Source organism: Rahnella contaminans (genome assembly GCF_011065485.1).
GTDB classification, from domain to species: Bacteria; Pseudomonadota; Gammaproteobacteria; order Enterobacterales; family Enterobacteriaceae; genus Rahnella; species Rahnella contaminans.
This window is the reverse complement of sequence record NZ_JAADJS010000002.1, coordinates 504,292-520,238: the sequence shown is the minus strand read 5'-3', so window position 1 is coordinate 520,238 and position 15,947 is coordinate 504,292. Positions and strand designations below refer to the sequence as shown.

The following is a 15,947-nucleotide window of genomic DNA, read 5'->3' as shown; positions in this document are numbered from 1 at the left end:
AACCTAAATAATAAAGGCACCCGAAGGTGCCTTTATTTTATCTTTCATTCAGAGCCGAAAACCGGCGCCCTTATTCGTCTTCTTCCAGATACGTATAACCGTATAAACCGGATTCAAACTCTTCCACAAACTGCGCCTGCAGTTCCGCATCCAGATCGGTTTCTTTTACCTGATCGCGGAAGCGGGTCAGCAACACATTCGGGTCAAGCTGCACGTATTCGAGCATATCGGCCACGGTGTCGCCTTCGTCAGACTGCTGCACTTCTATGCTGCCGTCAGGGAACACAAACACGTCCACTGCCGCGGTATCGCCGAACAGGTTGTGCATGTTGCCGAGAATTTCCTGATACGCGCCAACCATGAAGAAGCCCAGCACCGGCGGGTTCTCAGGATCATACGGAGGCATCGGCATTGTGGTCGCCACACCGTCACCGTCGATGTAGTGATCGATAGTCCCGTCGGAATCACAGGTAATATCCAGCAGCACCGCACGGCCAACCGGCGGTTTGTCCAGCCCTTCGAGCGGCAGAACCGGGAACAGCTGATCGATACCCCACGCATCCGGCATGGACTGGAACAGCGAAAAGTTCACGTACAGCTTATCGGCCATACGTTCCTGCAATTCGTCGATAATCGGACGGTGCGCGCGGTTGCTTGGATCCAGCTGATCCTGAATTTTATTACAGATATTCAGGTAGATATCTTCCGCCCAGGCGCGCTGAGTCAGATCCAGAATACCGTGTGCATAGGCCGAATGGACGTCGTGCAAGTCCATCTGGCTGTCGTGCAACCATTCGCGCAGTGAGCGACGGTTTTCCGGATCGTGCATTTCGTTCCAGGTATCCCACATGCTGCCCAGCGCACGTGGTGCATCATCTTCCGGCGCAACCGGCTCTTTGAACTCGTTGCGCTCAACGCCAATCACGTTGGAAACCAGAACTGTGTGGTGCGCGGTTACAGCACGGCCAGACTCGGTAATCACCGTCGGATGCGGCAAACCATGTTCATTACAGGCGTCGCCAATACCCCAGATGACGTTGTTGGCGTATTCGTTCAGGCCGTAGTTCACCGAACAGTCAGACTGCGAACGGGTGCCTTCGTAATCCACACCCAGACCGCCGCCGACGTCGAAGCACTGAATGTTGACGCCAAGCTTGTGCAGTTCAACGTAGAAGCGCGCCGACTCCCGCACACCAGTCGAGATATCGCGGATATTCGCCAGTTGTGAACCCAGATGGAAGTGCAGCAGTTGCAGGCTTTCCAGACGTCCGGCTTCACGCAGCATTTCCACCAGTTGCAGAACCTGAGACGCCGCCAGACCAAACTTGGACTTTTCGCCACCGCTGGACTGCCATTTGCCGGAGCCTTGTGAGGACAGACGCGCACGCACGCCCAGACGCGGGATGACGTTCAGACGTTCAGCTTCTTCCAGCACCAGTTTAATCTCGGTCATTTTCTCGATAACCAGATAAACCTTGTGACCGAGTTTCTCGCCGATCAGCGCCAGACGAATATATTCGCGGTCTTTATAACCGTTACAAACGATAACAGAACGGGTCATTCCGGCGTGAGCCAGAACCGCCATCAGTTCCGCTTTTGAACCCGCTTCCAGGCCCAGCGGTTCGCCGGACTCGACCAGAGATTCAATGACGCGGCGATGCTGGTTAACCTTGATCGGATAAACCAGGAAGTAATCACCCTCATAACCGAACGATTCACGCGCGCGCTTGAAGGCGCCGTTAATCGAACGCAGACGGTGTTGCAGAATTTGTGGGAAACAGAACAAAGCGGGCAGACGCTGACCGTCCTGCTCGCGCATGTCTTTCACCAATTGCGCCAAATCGACACGGGCAGAAGGCTCGTCAGGATCCGGGCAAACACTGATGTGGCCCAGTTCATTGACGTCAAAATAGTTGTTACCCCAATAGGCAACGTTGTAAGTGCGCAGCATTTTGCTGGCATCACGATCGTTCACGGCAACCTCCTGCATGGAGCGCAAAGAAACAGTATCGCCCGGTTGTGACGGACGGTGGGACTGGATGTCATCAGACATAGGTAAATCCTCTTTCTATACTGACAACATGGCCAGCCACTATCGCAGTAACAACAGGTGAGAACAACCCGCAAGGCTGGCTTTCAGACAGGATAAAACCCTGCGAGCCACAGCCATGGGACTGTTTTTCACTCATATCATTGTAAAACACGTTTTTAGACTCCGTGTAACGAGTCGGAAGAAATCAGGGGAAATCACCCCGGAGGTCGCAGGCTACATCAGTTATATGTCGGGAATACGATCCCGGTTTTACTGAGTAGCGTACAGATGTCGGCGACTGACCTGTCTGTAGTCAGGCTGTCTGTAACATCGCAGAGAGGGCAGACATTTCTCTGAAAGAAGGTCCGCTGAAAGAAGTGCTGCAAGGCGCATTAAAGGCTGCAGGGGATGCTGTTGAAATGTAACAACCGGTAAAAAGTGGGTCATTAACCTAACCACCTCCACACGTGCCACGCATCACCCGCGGGCATTCGAGCTGAGAAAACAGTAATCACTGGAATACGCTGGGATCTACAGTCTCTATAAATGTGTACAGCGCGCGCCGTTTATACCGGCAACCTGCTGAAATTGCAAAATGAAAATGACATCAGGATTGTTTCTATGCGTGAATATCACTGCAAACCCGCACAATAACGCCATGTTCGCCACAAAAATGACTGGCTTTCAACACAGGTGCTATCCTAAAATAGCCGTCCAGATGTTAATCCGTCCGTAGCAATTTTAGGGATTAATGCGCAAACTGCTTTAAGGCTTTGCCTAATGGGGACATGCAGGACGCATTGTGACAATGACGAGCTGTGCTCCTCATCTGCCCGTCTCCCCGGTGCTATGCAGTGATATCTAACCCGTCGTATGTAAGGTAAAGAACATAATGGCTAAACACCTCTTCACGTCCGAATCTGTTTCAGAAGGACATCCAGATAAAATTGCAGACCAGATTTCTGACGCCGTACTGGACGCAATTTTAGAGCAAGACCCGAAAGCACGTGTTGCATGTGAAACTTATGTCAAAACCGGCATGGTCCTGGTTGGCGGTGAAATCACCACCAGCGCATGGGTCGACGTTGAAGAAATCACGCGTCAGACCGTTCGCGAAATTGGCTATATCCATTCTGACATGGGTTTCGATGCCAACTCTTGTGCCGTACTGAGCGCTATTGGTAAGCAATCTCCGGACATCAATCAGGGCGTTGACCGCACTGACCCGCTGGAACAAGGCGCGGGCGACCAGGGTCTGATGTTTGGTTACGCTACCAACGAAACCAGCGTTCTGATGCCAGCTCCGATCACTTACGCACACCGTCTGGTGCAGCGTCAGGCTGAAGTACGTAAATCAGGCACCCTGCCATGGCTGCGTCCTGATGCGAAAAGCCAGGTCACTTTCCAGTATGACGAAGGCAAAATCGTTGGCATCGATGCCGTTGTGCTGTCCACTCAGCACGCTGAAGACATTGCGCTGAAAGATTTGCAGGAAGCGGTGATGGAAGAAATCATCAAACCTGTACTGCCAGCAGAATGGCTGAACGCCAGCACCAAATACCACATCAACCCGACTGGCCGTTTCGTTATCGGTGGCCCGATGGGTGACTGCGGTCTGACCGGACGTAAAATCATCGTTGATACCTACGGCGGCATGGCCCGTCACGGCGGCGGTGCATTCTCAGGTAAAGATCCATCGAAAGTTGACCGCTCTGCTGCTTACGCTGCACGTTATGTGGCGAAAAACATCGTGGCAGCCGGTCTGGCTGATCGTTGTGAAATCCAGGTGTCTTACGCCATTGGCGTGGCTGAACCGACTTCCATCATGGTGGAAACCTTCGGTACGGGTAAAGTTTCTAACGAACAGCTGACCCTGCTTGTGCGCGAGTTCTTCGACCTGCGTCCATACGGCCTGATTCAGATGATGGATCTGCTGCACCCGATCTACAAAGAAACCGCTGCATACGGTCACTTTGGTCGCGAACATTTCCCATGGGAAAAAACCGACAAAGCGGCTCAGCTGCGCGAAGCTGCCGGCCTGAAATAAGTTTTTCAGACTGTTCTGCACTGAAACCCTGTCCTTGCGGCGGGGTTTTTTATTGCCTGTTTTTAGGGGACTAGCGCGGAATGAATAGGGATGGAATCTGATTTTTAAAGACATGTGAAAACGGTTACAGATAATAACTTGTTATAAATTAATAGATTATTTAGATGATTAAAAATGTGTCACATAATTTTGATTGATATAAATCAATTTATGGGCTATTACTCTGCATGAAAGCCCCTTCCCTGCTGCATATCTCATTGAAACCCTTACCGAACAACATTCCCGATGACACCTATAAGTGTAAACGATTACAACACTGTGACCGGGTTCACGTTAAGCTGTGTACAGGGTAAATAACATAACAACCTAAGCATTATTACAAACTCAAAACGATTGCATTATTTTGGAGACCGGATGAACAACTCAACTTCGACCAAAGGAAAACGCTCGAACAAAAGCGTCACTTTCTTTGTGTGTTTTCTCGCTGCGCTGGCCGGACTGTTGTTCGGCTTAGATATCGGCGTCATCGCTGGTGCCCTTCCGTTTATCAGCCATGATTTTCAAATCACCAGCCACCAGCAGGAATGGGTGGTCAGCTCCATGATGTTTGGTGCCGCCGTCGGTGCTGTCGGCAGTGGCTGGATGAACTTCCGCATTGGCCGTAAGTACAGCCTGATGATTGGCGCGATCCTGTTCGTTGCCGGTTCCCTGTGTTCAGCCTTCGCGCCAAACACAGAAATTCTGATTATTGCCCGCGTCCTGCTGGGTCTGGCGGTCGGCGTCGCGTCTTACACTGCGCCAATCTACCTGTCAGAAATTGCACCGGAAAAAATCCGTGGCAGCATGATTTCCATGTACCAGCTGATGATCACCATCGGTATTCTGGCGGCGTACCTGTCTGATACCGCATTCAGCTACACCGGCGCATGGCGCTGGATGCTGGGCGTTATCACCATCCCTGCCGTGTTGCTGCTGATTGGCGTATTTTTCCTGCCGGACAGTCCGCGCTGGCTGGCCGCACGCGGTGACGATGGCAAAGCCCGCCGTGTTCTGGAAAAACTGCGTGATTCCAGCGAACAGGCGAAACGTGAGCTGGATGAAATCCGTGAAAGCCTGAAAGTAAAACAAAGCGGCTGGGGTCTGTTCACTAACAACAAAAACTTCCGTCGTGCGGTTTACCTCGGCATCCTGTTGCAGGTCATGCAACAGTTCACCGGCATGAACGTCATCATGTATTACGCACCGAAAATCTTCGGCATTGCCGGTTTTGCCAGCACGTCTCAACAAATGTGGGGCACGGTCATTGTCGGTCTGGTTAACGTTCTGGCGACCTTTATCGCCATCGGTCTGGTTGACCGCTGGGGCCGTAAACCTACCCTGAAACTGGGCTTCCTGGTTATGGCCGTCGGTATGGGCGTGCTCGGGACAATGCTGCATATTGGCGTTGTATCAGATGCCGCGAAATACTTCTCTATCGCGATGCTGCTGATGTTCATCGTAGGTTTTGCGATGAGTGCCGGTCCGCTGATTTGGGTTCTGTGTTCTGAAATTCAGCCGCTGAAAGGCCGTGATTTCGGTATCACCGTTTCAACCGCGACCAACTGGATTGCCAACATGATCGTGGGCGCGACCTTCCTGACCATGCTCGACAGCCTCGGCAACGCCAACACCTTCTGGGTTTACGCGGCGCTGAACGTTGTGTTCATCTTCATCACCATTGCGTTAATCCCTGAGACCAAAAACGTCTCTCTGGAACACATCGAACGCAACCTGATGAAAGGTGAAGCGCTGCGCGACATCGGTAAGTAAGCCCGCCATTCCTCCCCTGCAAAGGGGAGGAATTCAATATTGCATCTCGCTTCCCGCAGATTTATCCTTCGCCTGATGAAAACCTCACGCCTTCCCATCGCCCTGCAACAAGCCGTCATGCGCTGCTTGCGGGAAAAACTCCAGATGGCAAATCAGTTTTTTGGCACCGATTACGCGGAGCCGGAAATCACATATCAGCAACGCGGTACCAGCGCGGGCAGCGCGTACCTCCAGCACTGGCAAATCCGTCTTAACCCTGTCTTGCTGATGGAAAACCAGCAGCCTTTTATTGATGAAGTGGTTCCGCACGAGCTGGCGCATTTGCTGGTTTACCGGCGGTTTGGACGCGCACCGGCGCCGCATGGCAAAGAGTGGCGCTGGATGATGGAACATGTGCTGGGTGTTTCCGCCAGCCGGACGCACAAGTTCGAAGTCGCCTCGGTGCAAAGCAAAACCTACCCATATTTATGCGCCTGCCGTGATCACCAGCTGACTGTCCGACGCCACAATAAAGTGATGCGTAAAGAGTCAGAATATCGCTGCCGGCATTGCGGTGAGTTGTTACGTTTTAACGCTAAAGGCACCGCTAACTGCTGATTTTTCAATCACTAAATAGCCATATTGTCTGATTGTCACACCGCTTCGCATCCGTTACCCTTGCGACCTTTTACACTCGGGCTATTCGGAAACATGTTTCGTAAAACACTTTTATCCTTTCTGTTTATCGGTGCTCTGGCACCGCTGAGCGCTTTCAGCCAGTCTGGCAACGCCATTAATAATTTCACTCAGGCCAAAGCGGCGGCAGTGAAAATTAACCAGGGTGCGCCTACATTTTATTGCGGTTGTACCATCAGCTGGCAGGGGAAAAAAGGCACGCCGAATCTGCAGTCCTGTGGCTATCAGGTACGTAAAAGTGAACAGCGCGCCAGCCGGATTGAGTGGGAGCATGTGGTTCCTGCCTGGCAGTTCGGCCATCAGATGCAGTGCTGGCAGGATGGCGGTCGCAAAAATTGTGCGAAAAACGCGGATTATCGCCAGATAGAAACGGATTTGCACAACCTTCAGCCCGCAATTGGCGAAGTGAACGGCGATCGCAACAACTTCATGTACAGCCAGTGGAACGGCGGGGAAGGCCAGTATGGACGCTGCGAAATGAAAGTCGACTTCAAGGCCAAGGCCGCCGAGCCACCTGCCCGCGCCCGTGGTGCTATCGCACGCACCTATTTCTACATGCGCGACCAGTACAAACTGAACCTGTCCCGTCAGCAAACTCAGCTGTTTACTGCCTGGGATCGCCAGTATCCGGTCACCGCCTGGGAATGCGAACGCGATAACCGCATTGCGAATGTGCAGGGAAATCACAATCCGTACGTTCAGCAGGCTTGCGCGCAAAGAAAAAGCTAACTTAGTATTAAACTCATCATCAGAGCACATTAGTTCGCGACAATGCGGACTAATGTCGCCAAAATAACCCCTCTCAAGACTTTAAGGACAGCAGCCTCACATGCGCATACCTCGCATTTATCACCCTGAACCGTTAAACGCGCACAGCGAAATTGCGCTCAGTGAAGATGCCGCGAATCACGTCGGGCGCGTTCTGCGCATGCAGCCTGGTCAGGCCATTCAGTTATTTGACGGCAGTAATCAGATCTTCGACGCCAGCATTACGCAGGTGGATAAGAAGAACGTGCGCGTCAGCCTGGAAGAAGGCGTGCTGTCAGACAATGAATCCCCGCTGAATCTGCATCTCGGCCAGGTGATTTCGCGCGGCGAGAAGATGGAATTCACCATCCAGAAATCCATTGAGCTGGGCGTGAATACCATTACGCCGCTGTTTTCCGAACGCTGTGGCGTGAAACTGGACGGTGAGCGTCTGGATAAGAAATTGCAGCAGTGGCAGAAAATTGCCATTGCCGCCTGTGAACAGTGTGGCCGAAACCGCATTCCGGAAATTCGTCCGGTCATGCAGCTTGAAGCCTGGTGCGCCGAGCAGGACGACAGCCTGAAGCTGAACCTGCATCCGCGCGCCAGTCACAGCATCAATACCCTGCCGCTGCCGGTGAATCATGTTCGCCTGCTGATCGGCCCGGAAGGCGGTTTATCCGCCGACGAAATTGCAATGACCTCCGGTTACGGATTTACTGATATCCTGCTGGGACCCCGTGTTCTGCGTACAGAAACTACAGCACTCACCGCGATAACGGCCTTACAGGTTCGTTTCGGCGATCTGGGTTAAGAGGAGACCAAATGATCAAGCTTGGCATCGTGATGGACCCGATTTCTTCCATCAACATCAAAAAAGACACCAGTTTCGCAATGTTGCTCGAAGCGCAGAGTCGTGGCTACGAGCTGCATTACATGGAAATGAATTCCCTGTATCTGCGCGGCGGCGAAGGCCGTGCGACCACCAAAAAGCTCAGCGTAAAGCAGGATTACGACGGCTGGTATGAATTCGGCACCGAACAGGATATCGCCCTGCAGGAGCTCGACGTGATCCTGATGCGTAAAGATCCGCCGTTTGATACCGAATTTATTTATGCCACTTACATCCTTGAACGCGCCGAAGAAAAAGGCACGCTGATCGTCAACAAACCGCAGAGCCTGCGCGACTGTAACGAAAAGCTTTTCACCGCCTGGTTCCCGGAACTGACGCCGGACACGCTGGTAACACGCAACGCGGCGCAGCTGAAAGCGTTCCATAAAGAACATACCGATGTGATCCTCAAACCGCTCGACGGTATGGGCGGCGCATCAATCTTCCGCCTGAAACCGGAAGACGCGAACGTTTCCGTTGTCATCGAAACACTGACCGAGCACGGCAGCCGTTTCTGCATGGCGCAAAACTATCTGCCTGCCATTAAAGACGGTGACAAACGCGTTCTGGTTGTCGACGGCGAACCAGTGCCTTACTGCCTGGCGCGTATTCCTGCACAAGGTGAAACCCGTGGCAATCTGGCTGCCGGTGGCCGCGGTGAAGCACGTCCGCTGAGCGAAAGCGACTGGGCAATTGCCCGCACCGTTGCACCAATCCTCAAGCAAAAAGGCCTGATTTTTGTCGGTCTGGATATCATCGGCGATCGCCTGACCGAAATTAACGTTACCAGCCCGACCTGTGCGCGTGAAATCGAAGCCGCATTCCCGATTTCCATCACCGGTATGCTGATGGACGCTATCGAAAAGCGTCTGGCTGCACGCTAATCACGCAATATCGTCATTAACGGGTTATCCGCACTGCCGGATAGCCCGCTTTTTTTGATGACGCTGCCGTAATAAACTGGCTTGTCTGATTTTGTTTCTATTTTGAGGTTAAACATCCTACATACCATGAATCTACAACATCACTTTCTTATTGCGATGCCCGGACTGGACGAACCCCAGTTCAAACGTTCGGTCGTGTATATCTGCGAACATAATGAAGACGGCGCAATGGGTCTGGTGATTAATAAACTGGTCGAAGATTTCACCGTCGAAAATGTGCTCGATAAACTCGATATCAGCCCTGAGCCACGCGATCCGGCAATCCGCCTCGACCGCCCGGTCTTTTCCGGCGGCCCTCTGGCAGACGATCGTGGTTTTATTTTGCATACGCCGCGTGAAGGTTTTGGGTCCAGTATCCGGATTTCAGACTGCACCATGATCACTACGTCCAAAGACGTTCTTGAAACATTGGGCACGCCTGACCAGCCGAAAAATGTGCTGGTAGCGCTCGGGTATGCGGCCTGGGAACAGGGGCAGCTGGAGCAGGAATTGCTGGAAAATTCATGGCTGACCATTGAAGCGAGCAGCGACATTCTCTTCCACACACCGATTGCAGACCGCTGGCGTGAAGCCGCGAAAATGATCGGCGTGGATGTCAGCCAGCTTGCCACCCACGCAGGGCACGCATAATGGGTAACCGCACAGTCTTCGCCTTCGATTTCGGCACCAAAAGCATCGGCCTTGCGATCGGCCAGGAAGTCACTGGCACGGCGCGCCCGCTGACGTCGTTTAAAGCGCAGGACGGCACGCCGGACTGGCTGAAGATCGAAAAGCTGCTGAAAGAATGGCTTCCTGATCTGGTCGTGGTTGGTCTGCCGCTGAACATGGACGGTACAGAACAGCCGCTTACGGCGCGTGCACGCAAGTTTGCCAACCGTCTGCATGGCCGTTTTGGCGTTCAGGTGGAGCTGCATGACGAACGTCTGAGCACCGTTGAAGCACGCGCGGATTTGTTTGACCGTGGCGGCTTTCGCGCACTGGATAAAGGCAGCGTGGACGCGGCTTCGGCGGTCATCATTCTGGAAAGCTGGTTCGAGAAACAATGGAGTCAGTCCTGATCCGCAGCCAGTAACCCGGCGCTTTGCCGCTGCTGGCGGCTCTGCGCAAATGTCTGCATTCCGGCCTGTGCGCCGGTTTGCAGTACATCGGCGAGCTGATGCGTTTTCCCCTCGCGGATCAGATTGCACACACCCGGCGTTGATGTCAGCACTTCAAACAATCCCACCCTTCCGCCCTGCTGTTCCTCCGTCGCTTTCGTTACCGCCAGCTTTTGGGCAATCACCGCCCGCAAACTGCCTGCCAGCTGTGCCCGGACAAACGCCTTTTCTTCTGCGGGAAAAACATCGACCAGCCGGTCAATCGCCTGCGTGGCATTGCGCGTATGCAAGGTTGCCAGTACCAGATGCCCGGTTTCTGCCGCGGTCAGCGCCAGCCGGATACTTTCGGTGTCGCGCAGTTCCCCCAGCAGCAACACATCCGGATCCTCACGCAGGGCACCGCGCACGGCCTCAGAAAAAGAGCGCGTATGCTGCCCCAGCTCACGCTGCTGGATCAGGCAACGCTGGCTGGTGTGAATCAGTTCAATGGGATCCTCAAGCGTAATGATGTGCCGCGCCGTATGCCGGTTGAGATGGTCAATCAGCGCTGCCAGCGTGGTGGATTTCCCGCTGCCGGTCGCGCCGGTAACCAGAATCAAGCCATCTTCTTTCATAATCAGCCGCTGCAAAACGTCAGGCGCGTGAAGCGTGGCCAAATCCGGACAATGCGCCGGAATGGGTCTCAGCGCCGCGGAAAGCCCGTGCCATTGCTGAAAAATGTTGAGCCGCATCCGCACGCCCGCCCCGAGCGTCAGCGCTTTATCCACCTGTCCGGCCTGATGCAGACAGTCAAGCTGCGCGGTATCCAGCCACTGCTGGCTGAGTGCCTGCATCACCGACGCCTTCACAACCGGCAGATCCTCGCAGCGGCATAATTCGCCATCAATGCGTAACATTGGCGGATAGCCGGTACAAAGGTGCAGATCAGAGGCATTTTGCTTTACACTACGCCCCACTAATCCATCAATATCCATGTTGAAATCCTCCCGAGTCCTTATGAGCCTGAGTCAGCAAAACGCTATTGAGCAGAACTTACAGAATGTCCGCGAGAAAATCGCAGCCGCTGCACGGCTTTGCGGCAGGTCTTCAGAAGAAGTTACTTTGCTTGCAGTCAGCAAAACGAAACCTGCGAGCGCTGTCGAAGAAGCTATCGCCGCCGGGCAGTTTGCCTTCGGTGAAAACTACGTGCAGGAAGGCGTGGATAAAATTGCCCACTTTGCCGGGCATCAGCCTGCGCTCACCTGGCATTTCATCGGACCATTGCAATCAAACAAAAGCCGCCTGGTGGCCGAGAATTTCGACTGGTGCCATACGATTGACCGTCTGAAAATCGCCCAGCGCCTCAATGAACAACGTCCGGCTGATCTTGCGCCATTACAGGTTTTGATTCAGGTGAATATCAGCGATGAAGCCAGTAAATCCGGTATTGCGCTGGAAGACGTTGCGGAGCTGGCGGCGCAAATCATGGCGATGCCTAATCTGAATCTGCGCGGTCTGATGGCAATTCCGGCGGCAGAAACCGATTACGCACGCCAGCTGGACGTTTTCAGCCAGATGCGCGACGCACTGAAGGCATTGCAGGTCATTTGCCCGCAAGCGGATACGCTTTCAATGGGCATGACCGACGATATGCCGGCAGCCATTGCGGCAGGCAGCACCATGGTGCGTATCGGGACGGCGATTTTTGGTGCCCGCGATTACAGCGCCAAACAGTAACCGCTGCGATGCAGTAAACTGTTTTAAATCATCAATAAATGACTTACTTATCCCCTGTTCTGACAGCAAGGAGCACCAATGCAACATCGTAAACTCTGTTTTATCGGCGCCGGTAACATGGCAGGCGCGATTATTGCGGGTCTGGTCGAAAGCGGCTATCCGGCAAATCTGGTCAGCGTTTGTGCCCCTTCCACCACGCACCGCGACGCGCTGGCTGAAAAATATGGCGTTAAAAGCAGCAGCGATAACAATGGCTGCGCAAAAGACGCTGATGTGGTGGTACTTTCTGTAAAACCACAAATGATGGCCGATGTATGTAAAGCACTGCAAAAAGACGTGGATTTTAGCGGCAAGCTGGTACTGTCGATTGCCGCAGGCGTCAGCGTGGCGCGTTTCTGCGAGCTGCTGGGCGATAATCTGAACATTGTGCGTATTATGCCTAACACGCCGTCTCTGGTCGGAAAAGGCATGAGCGGTTTGTTCGCGCCAGAACAGGTTTCACAAGCTGACCGCGATTACAGCGGCGAGCTGATGACCGCCGTCGGCAAAGTGTGCTGGGTCGATACCGAAGAAGGCATCAATCATATTATTGCTGCTGCGGGCAGTGCGCCGGCGTATTTCTTCCTGTTTATGGAAGCGATGCAGGCTGAAGCACAGCGTCTGGGCTTTAGTGCAGAAGCGGCACGGATGCTGGTGGAACAGGCTGCAAGCGGGGCGACTGCGCTGGTCGCCGCCAGCCCGGATACGCCATTGTCACAACTTCGTGAGAATGTGACGTCCAAAGGTGGCACGACGTTTGAAGCACTGAAAGTTTTCACCGATCGTAAATTACCGGAGATTGTCTCCGAAGCCATGCAGGCCGCCATTACCCGCGCACAGGAAATGGAAAAACAGTTTTAACATACTTAGATAAGGCAATTTATGCTGACCAATTTGTTAGTCATGGTAATTAATACTTACGCAATGATTTTACTGCTCCGCATCTGGATGCAGTGGGCGCGTACAGATTTTTATAATCCGTTATCCCAGTTTGTCGTAAAAGTCACACAGCCGGTTATCCGTCCGCTTCGCCGGGTGATCCCGCCGCTGGGGCCGATTGACAGCGCGTCATTGCTGATTGCGTTCCTGCTGCTGACGCTCAAATACCCGCTGATGGAGCTGATTATCAGCGGCGGGATTTCACTGAGCCTGGTGAATTTGCTGGCGGGTCTGGTTTCGTTAATCAAAACCGCAGGCTCGCTGATTTTCTGGGTTGTGATTATCCGCTCCCTGCTGAGCTGGGTGACGCAGGGTCGTGGCCCGATGGATTATCTGCTGATGCAGTTAACTGAACCGCTGATGGGGCCAATTCGCCGCATCTTACCCGCGCTGGGTGGCATCGATTTTTCAGGCATGATTATCGTGATTATTCTTTATATTCTCGATAATTTCTTCGCGAACTTAAATTACATCGGAACATTATGGCAGTTGCCGTAAATCCGGTGAGCTGGCAGTCCGATGCGCTGGTTTTGCGGTTGATTATTCAGCCCAAAGCCAGCCGCGACAGCCTGGTCGGTTTGCATGGCGATGAATTCAAAGTCGCCATCACCGCGCCACCAGTGGACGGTCAGGCCAACACGCATCTGGTGAAATTTCTCGCCAAACAGTTTAAAGTCGCCAAAAGTCAGATAAGCATTGAAAAGGGCGAGCTGGGCCGCCATAAACAAGTCCGCATTACGAATCCGCAAAATATCCCGACCGAGGTCGCGGTACTGCTCGCTGAATAAACTCATTTCAGATGGTCTTCAGGACGTTATTTTATGCAAAAAGTCGTATTGGCTACCGGCAACGCCGGTAAAGTCCGTGAACTCGCACACCTTCTGGCCGATTTCGGGCTGGACGTTGTCGCACAAACCGAACTCGGCGTTGAATCCGCTGAAGAAACCGGCCTGACGTTCATTGAGAACGCCATTCTCAAAGCCCGTCACGCGGCGGCAGAAACCGGTTTACCGGCTGTGGCCGATGACTCCGGCCTGGCCGTCGATTTTCTGGGTGGCGCGCCGGGGATTTATTCCGCACGTTACGCAGGTGTTGATGCCAGCGATCAGCAAAATCTCGACAAACTGCTCGTTGCGTTGAAAGACGTGCCGCAGGGCCAGCGCAATGCACAATTTCATTGCGTTCTGGTTTACATGCGCCACGCAGAAGACCCGACGCCGCTGGTGTGCCACGGCAGCTGGCCGGGTGAAATTGCCTTTGCAGAAGCCGGTGAAGGCGGTTTTGGTTACGACCCCATTTTCTTCGTTCCGGAACTGGGCAAAACAGCCGCAGAGCTGACGCGTGAAGAAAAAAGTGCGGTATCGCACCGTGGTCAGGCGCTGAAACTGCTGCTGGCAGCGATGAAAGAGGCTGTACAGAAGAATGCGTAAGTTGCCGCCGCTGAGTCTCTACATTCATATTCCGTGGTGCGTGCAAAAATGCCCTTACTGCGATTTCAACTCGCATGCGTTAAAGGGTGAAGTGCCGCACGACGACTATGTCGCGCATCTGCTGGCCGATTTGGATGCTGATTTGCATCTGGCCGCAGGCCGAAGCGTAGGGACAATTTTTATCGGCGGCGGAACCCCAAGCCTGCTGAGCAGCGAAGCGATGCAAAACCTGCTCGACGGCGTACGTGCGCGTTTGCCTCTCGATGCCAGTGCGGAAATCACCATGGAAGCCAATCCGGGTACCGTCGAAGCAGACCGCTTCAGCGGCTATCAGCGCGCCGGTGTGAACCGCATTTCAATTGGTGTGCAAAGTTTCGATGCGCAAAAACTGGAGCGTCTGGGGCGCATTCACGGGCCGGAAGAAGCAAAACGCGCCGCCCATCTGGCGACCGGCCTGAATTTGCGCAGTTTTAATCTGGATCTGATGCACGGTTTACCGGATCAGACACTCGAAGAAGCGCTGGACGATTTGCGTCAGGCCATCGCACTGAATCCGCCGCATTTATCGTGGTATCAGCTGACCATCGAGCCTAATACGATGTACGCCTCACGTCCGCCAACGTTGCCGGATGACGACGCGCTGTGGGATATCTTTGAGCAAGGCGATCGGCTGCTGACGGCCGCCGGTTATCAGCAATATGAAACGTCTGCCTATGCTAAACCCGGCTATCAGTGCCAGCATAATCTCAATTACTGGCGCTTCGGGGATTATCTCGGCATCGGTTGCGGTGCGCACGGCAAGCTGACACAGCCCGACGGGCAAATCCTGCGCACGGTCAAAACCAAGCATCCGCGTGGTTATATGCAGGGACGTTACATGGACAAACAGCATCCTGTGGAAACAGAAGATTTGCCGTTTGAATTCTTCATGAACCGTTTCCGTCTGCTCGAAGCCGCACCACGCGAAGAGTTTGGGTTGTATACCGGGCTGGATGAATCGGTGATCCGCACGCAGTTAGATGAAGCCATCGCCAAAGAATATCTGGTGGAAACCGGCACTCACTGGCAGATCACCCGCAAAGGTAAACTGTTCCTGAATTCGCTGCTGGAGCTGTTTTTGGGTGAGTAAGGATTAGAAAATAAGAAACCGCCCCGAGGGGCGGTTGGTTAAGTGCTCAGTACTGGCCTATGTTAACGCTGAAATTGATGTGTGAAACATGAATGTTCCATCCGTCGCTTTCAGTAGTCGCCATAGAACCAAGCACGATGAGAAGCGCATAAATGCACTTTTTCATATTTGCAGTTACCTGAAGAAACCGCGTTTCACCAAATCACACCGGGATAACGTGGCAAATGGCCAGCATCTGTTGAGGTGCCAACTTTCGCGGTGTGTCAGTTCCAATCCCTGAGCCCGGTGCCCCGTCTCCAAACGGGGGAATTAGTCCCGACAGGATATTATCACCCTCTAAATTACTTCGTCACGTTTATATGACCTCCCGGATAAGATTTTCGGCGTACGGGAAAATGATGCGTGTTGGGATTGTCGCAAATTTGAATTGGGTATATTATCAGCTGCGTTG

Annotated in this window: 16 protein-coding genes; 14 read left to right on the top strand and 2 right to left on the bottom strand. The window is 53.3% G+C overall.

Annotated features, from left to right (window positions below; all coding sequences use genetic code 11):
• Positions 1–70: 70 nt before the first annotated feature.
• The gene (gene speA, locus GW579_RS11495; protein ID WP_152327748.1) at positions 71–2,053 is read right to left on the bottom strand and encodes a biosynthetic arginine decarboxylase; all 1,983 of its coding nucleotides are present in this window, start codon (positions 2,051–2,053) and stop codon (positions 71–73) included.
• Positions 2,054–2,924: 871 nt separating this feature from the next.
• Here speA and metK point away from each other — a divergent pair.
• The 8 genes from metK to ruvX all read left to right on the top strand — a co-directional run bounded on the left by metK (position 2,925) and on the right by ruvX (position 10,204).
• Positions 2,925–4,079, top strand: coding sequence for a methionine adenosyltransferase (metK, locus tag GW579_RS11490; protein ID WP_152327747.1), 1,155 nt, complete (start codon positions 2,925–2,927; stop codon positions 4,077–4,079).
• A 414-nt stretch (positions 4,080–4,493) separates the two neighbouring features.
• Positions 4,494–5,888 (top strand): sugar porter family MFS transporter, encoded by a 1,395-nt coding sequence (locus tag GW579_RS11485; protein WP_152327746.1) that lies wholly within the window; start codon positions 4,494–4,496, stop codon positions 5,886–5,888.
• Between the two features lie 75 nt (positions 5,889–5,963).
• Entirely contained in the window at positions 5,964–6,485 is a 522-nt protein-coding gene (locus GW579_RS11480; protein ID WP_152327745.1) for a SprT family zinc-dependent metalloprotease, read from the top strand.
• A 93-nt stretch (positions 6,486–6,578) separates the two neighbouring features.
• Positions 6,579–7,292 (top strand): deoxyribonuclease I, encoded by a 714-nt coding sequence (endA, locus tag GW579_RS11475; protein WP_165059151.1) that lies wholly within the window; start codon positions 6,579–6,581, stop codon positions 7,290–7,292.
• A 100-nt stretch (positions 7,293–7,392) separates the two neighbouring features.
• Entirely contained in the window at positions 7,393–8,124 is a 732-nt protein-coding gene (gene rsmE, locus GW579_RS11470; protein WP_165059149.1) for a 16S rRNA (uracil(1498)-N(3))-methyltransferase, read from the top strand.
• A gap of 11 nt (positions 8,125–8,135) precedes the next feature.
• Positions 8,136–9,086, top strand: coding sequence for a glutathione synthase (gene gshB, locus GW579_RS11465; RefSeq protein ID WP_152327742.1), 951 nt, complete (start codon positions 8,136–8,138; stop codon positions 9,084–9,086).
• Positions 9,087–9,212: 126 nt separating this feature from the next.
• Positions 9,213–9,776 (top strand): YqgE/AlgH family protein, encoded by a 564-nt coding sequence (locus GW579_RS11460; protein WP_152327741.1) that lies wholly within the window; start codon positions 9,213–9,215, stop codon positions 9,774–9,776.
• Positions 9,776–10,204: a Holliday junction resolvase RuvX gene (gene ruvX, locus GW579_RS11455; RefSeq protein WP_152327740.1), complete on the top strand. Its 429-nt coding sequence runs from the start codon at positions 9,776–9,778 to the stop codon at positions 10,202–10,204. The genes GW579_RS11460 and ruvX overlap by 1 nt, the downstream gene beginning before the upstream one ends.
• On the opposite strand, the gene GW579_RS11450 is transcribed toward ruvX, so the two are convergent.
• On the bottom strand, positions 10,195–11,217 hold the full coding sequence (locus GW579_RS11450; RefSeq protein ID WP_165059147.1) for a type IV pilus twitching motility protein PilT: 1,023 nt from the start codon (positions 11,215–11,217) through the stop codon (positions 10,195–10,197). The two genes, ruvX and GW579_RS11450, sit on opposite strands and share 10 nt — an antisense overlap.
• 22 nt (positions 11,218–11,239) lie before the next feature.
• Here GW579_RS11450 and GW579_RS11445 point away from each other — a divergent pair, with 22 nt between their 5' ends.
• The 6 genes from GW579_RS11445 to hemW all read left to right on the top strand — a co-directional run bounded on the left by GW579_RS11445 (position 11,240) and on the right by hemW (position 15,496).
• Complete coding sequence (locus tag GW579_RS11445) at positions 11,240–11,959, top strand: YggS family pyridoxal phosphate-dependent enzyme (RefSeq protein ID WP_165059145.1); 720 nt, start codon at positions 11,240–11,242, stop codon at positions 11,957–11,959.
• A 78-nt stretch (positions 11,960–12,037) separates the two neighbouring features.
• Positions 12,038–12,859, top strand: coding sequence for a pyrroline-5-carboxylate reductase (proC, locus tag GW579_RS11440; RefSeq protein WP_152327737.1), 822 nt, complete (start codon positions 12,038–12,040; stop codon positions 12,857–12,859).
• A 21-nt stretch (positions 12,860–12,880) separates the two neighbouring features.
• A complete protein-coding gene (locus GW579_RS11435; protein WP_104923215.1) occupies positions 12,881–13,435 on the top strand; it encodes a YggT family protein in 555 nt (184 codons plus the stop codon).
• Complete coding sequence (gene yggU / locus GW579_RS11430; protein WP_152327736.1) at positions 13,420–13,725, top strand: DUF167 family protein YggU; 306 nt, start codon at positions 13,420–13,422, stop codon at positions 13,723–13,725. Before GW579_RS11435 ends, yggU begins: the two co-directional genes overlap by 16 nt.
• 33 nt (positions 13,726–13,758) lie before the next feature.
• A complete protein-coding gene (locus GW579_RS11425) occupies positions 13,759–14,367 on the top strand; it encodes an XTP/dITP diphosphatase (RefSeq protein WP_152327735.1) in 609 nt (202 codons plus the stop codon).
• Positions 14,360–15,496, top strand: coding sequence for a radical SAM family heme chaperone HemW (hemW, locus tag GW579_RS11420; RefSeq protein ID WP_165059143.1), 1,137 nt, complete (start codon positions 14,360–14,362; stop codon positions 15,494–15,496). Before GW579_RS11425 ends, hemW begins: the two co-directional genes overlap by 8 nt.
• Positions 15,497–15,947: the final 451 nt, after the last annotated feature.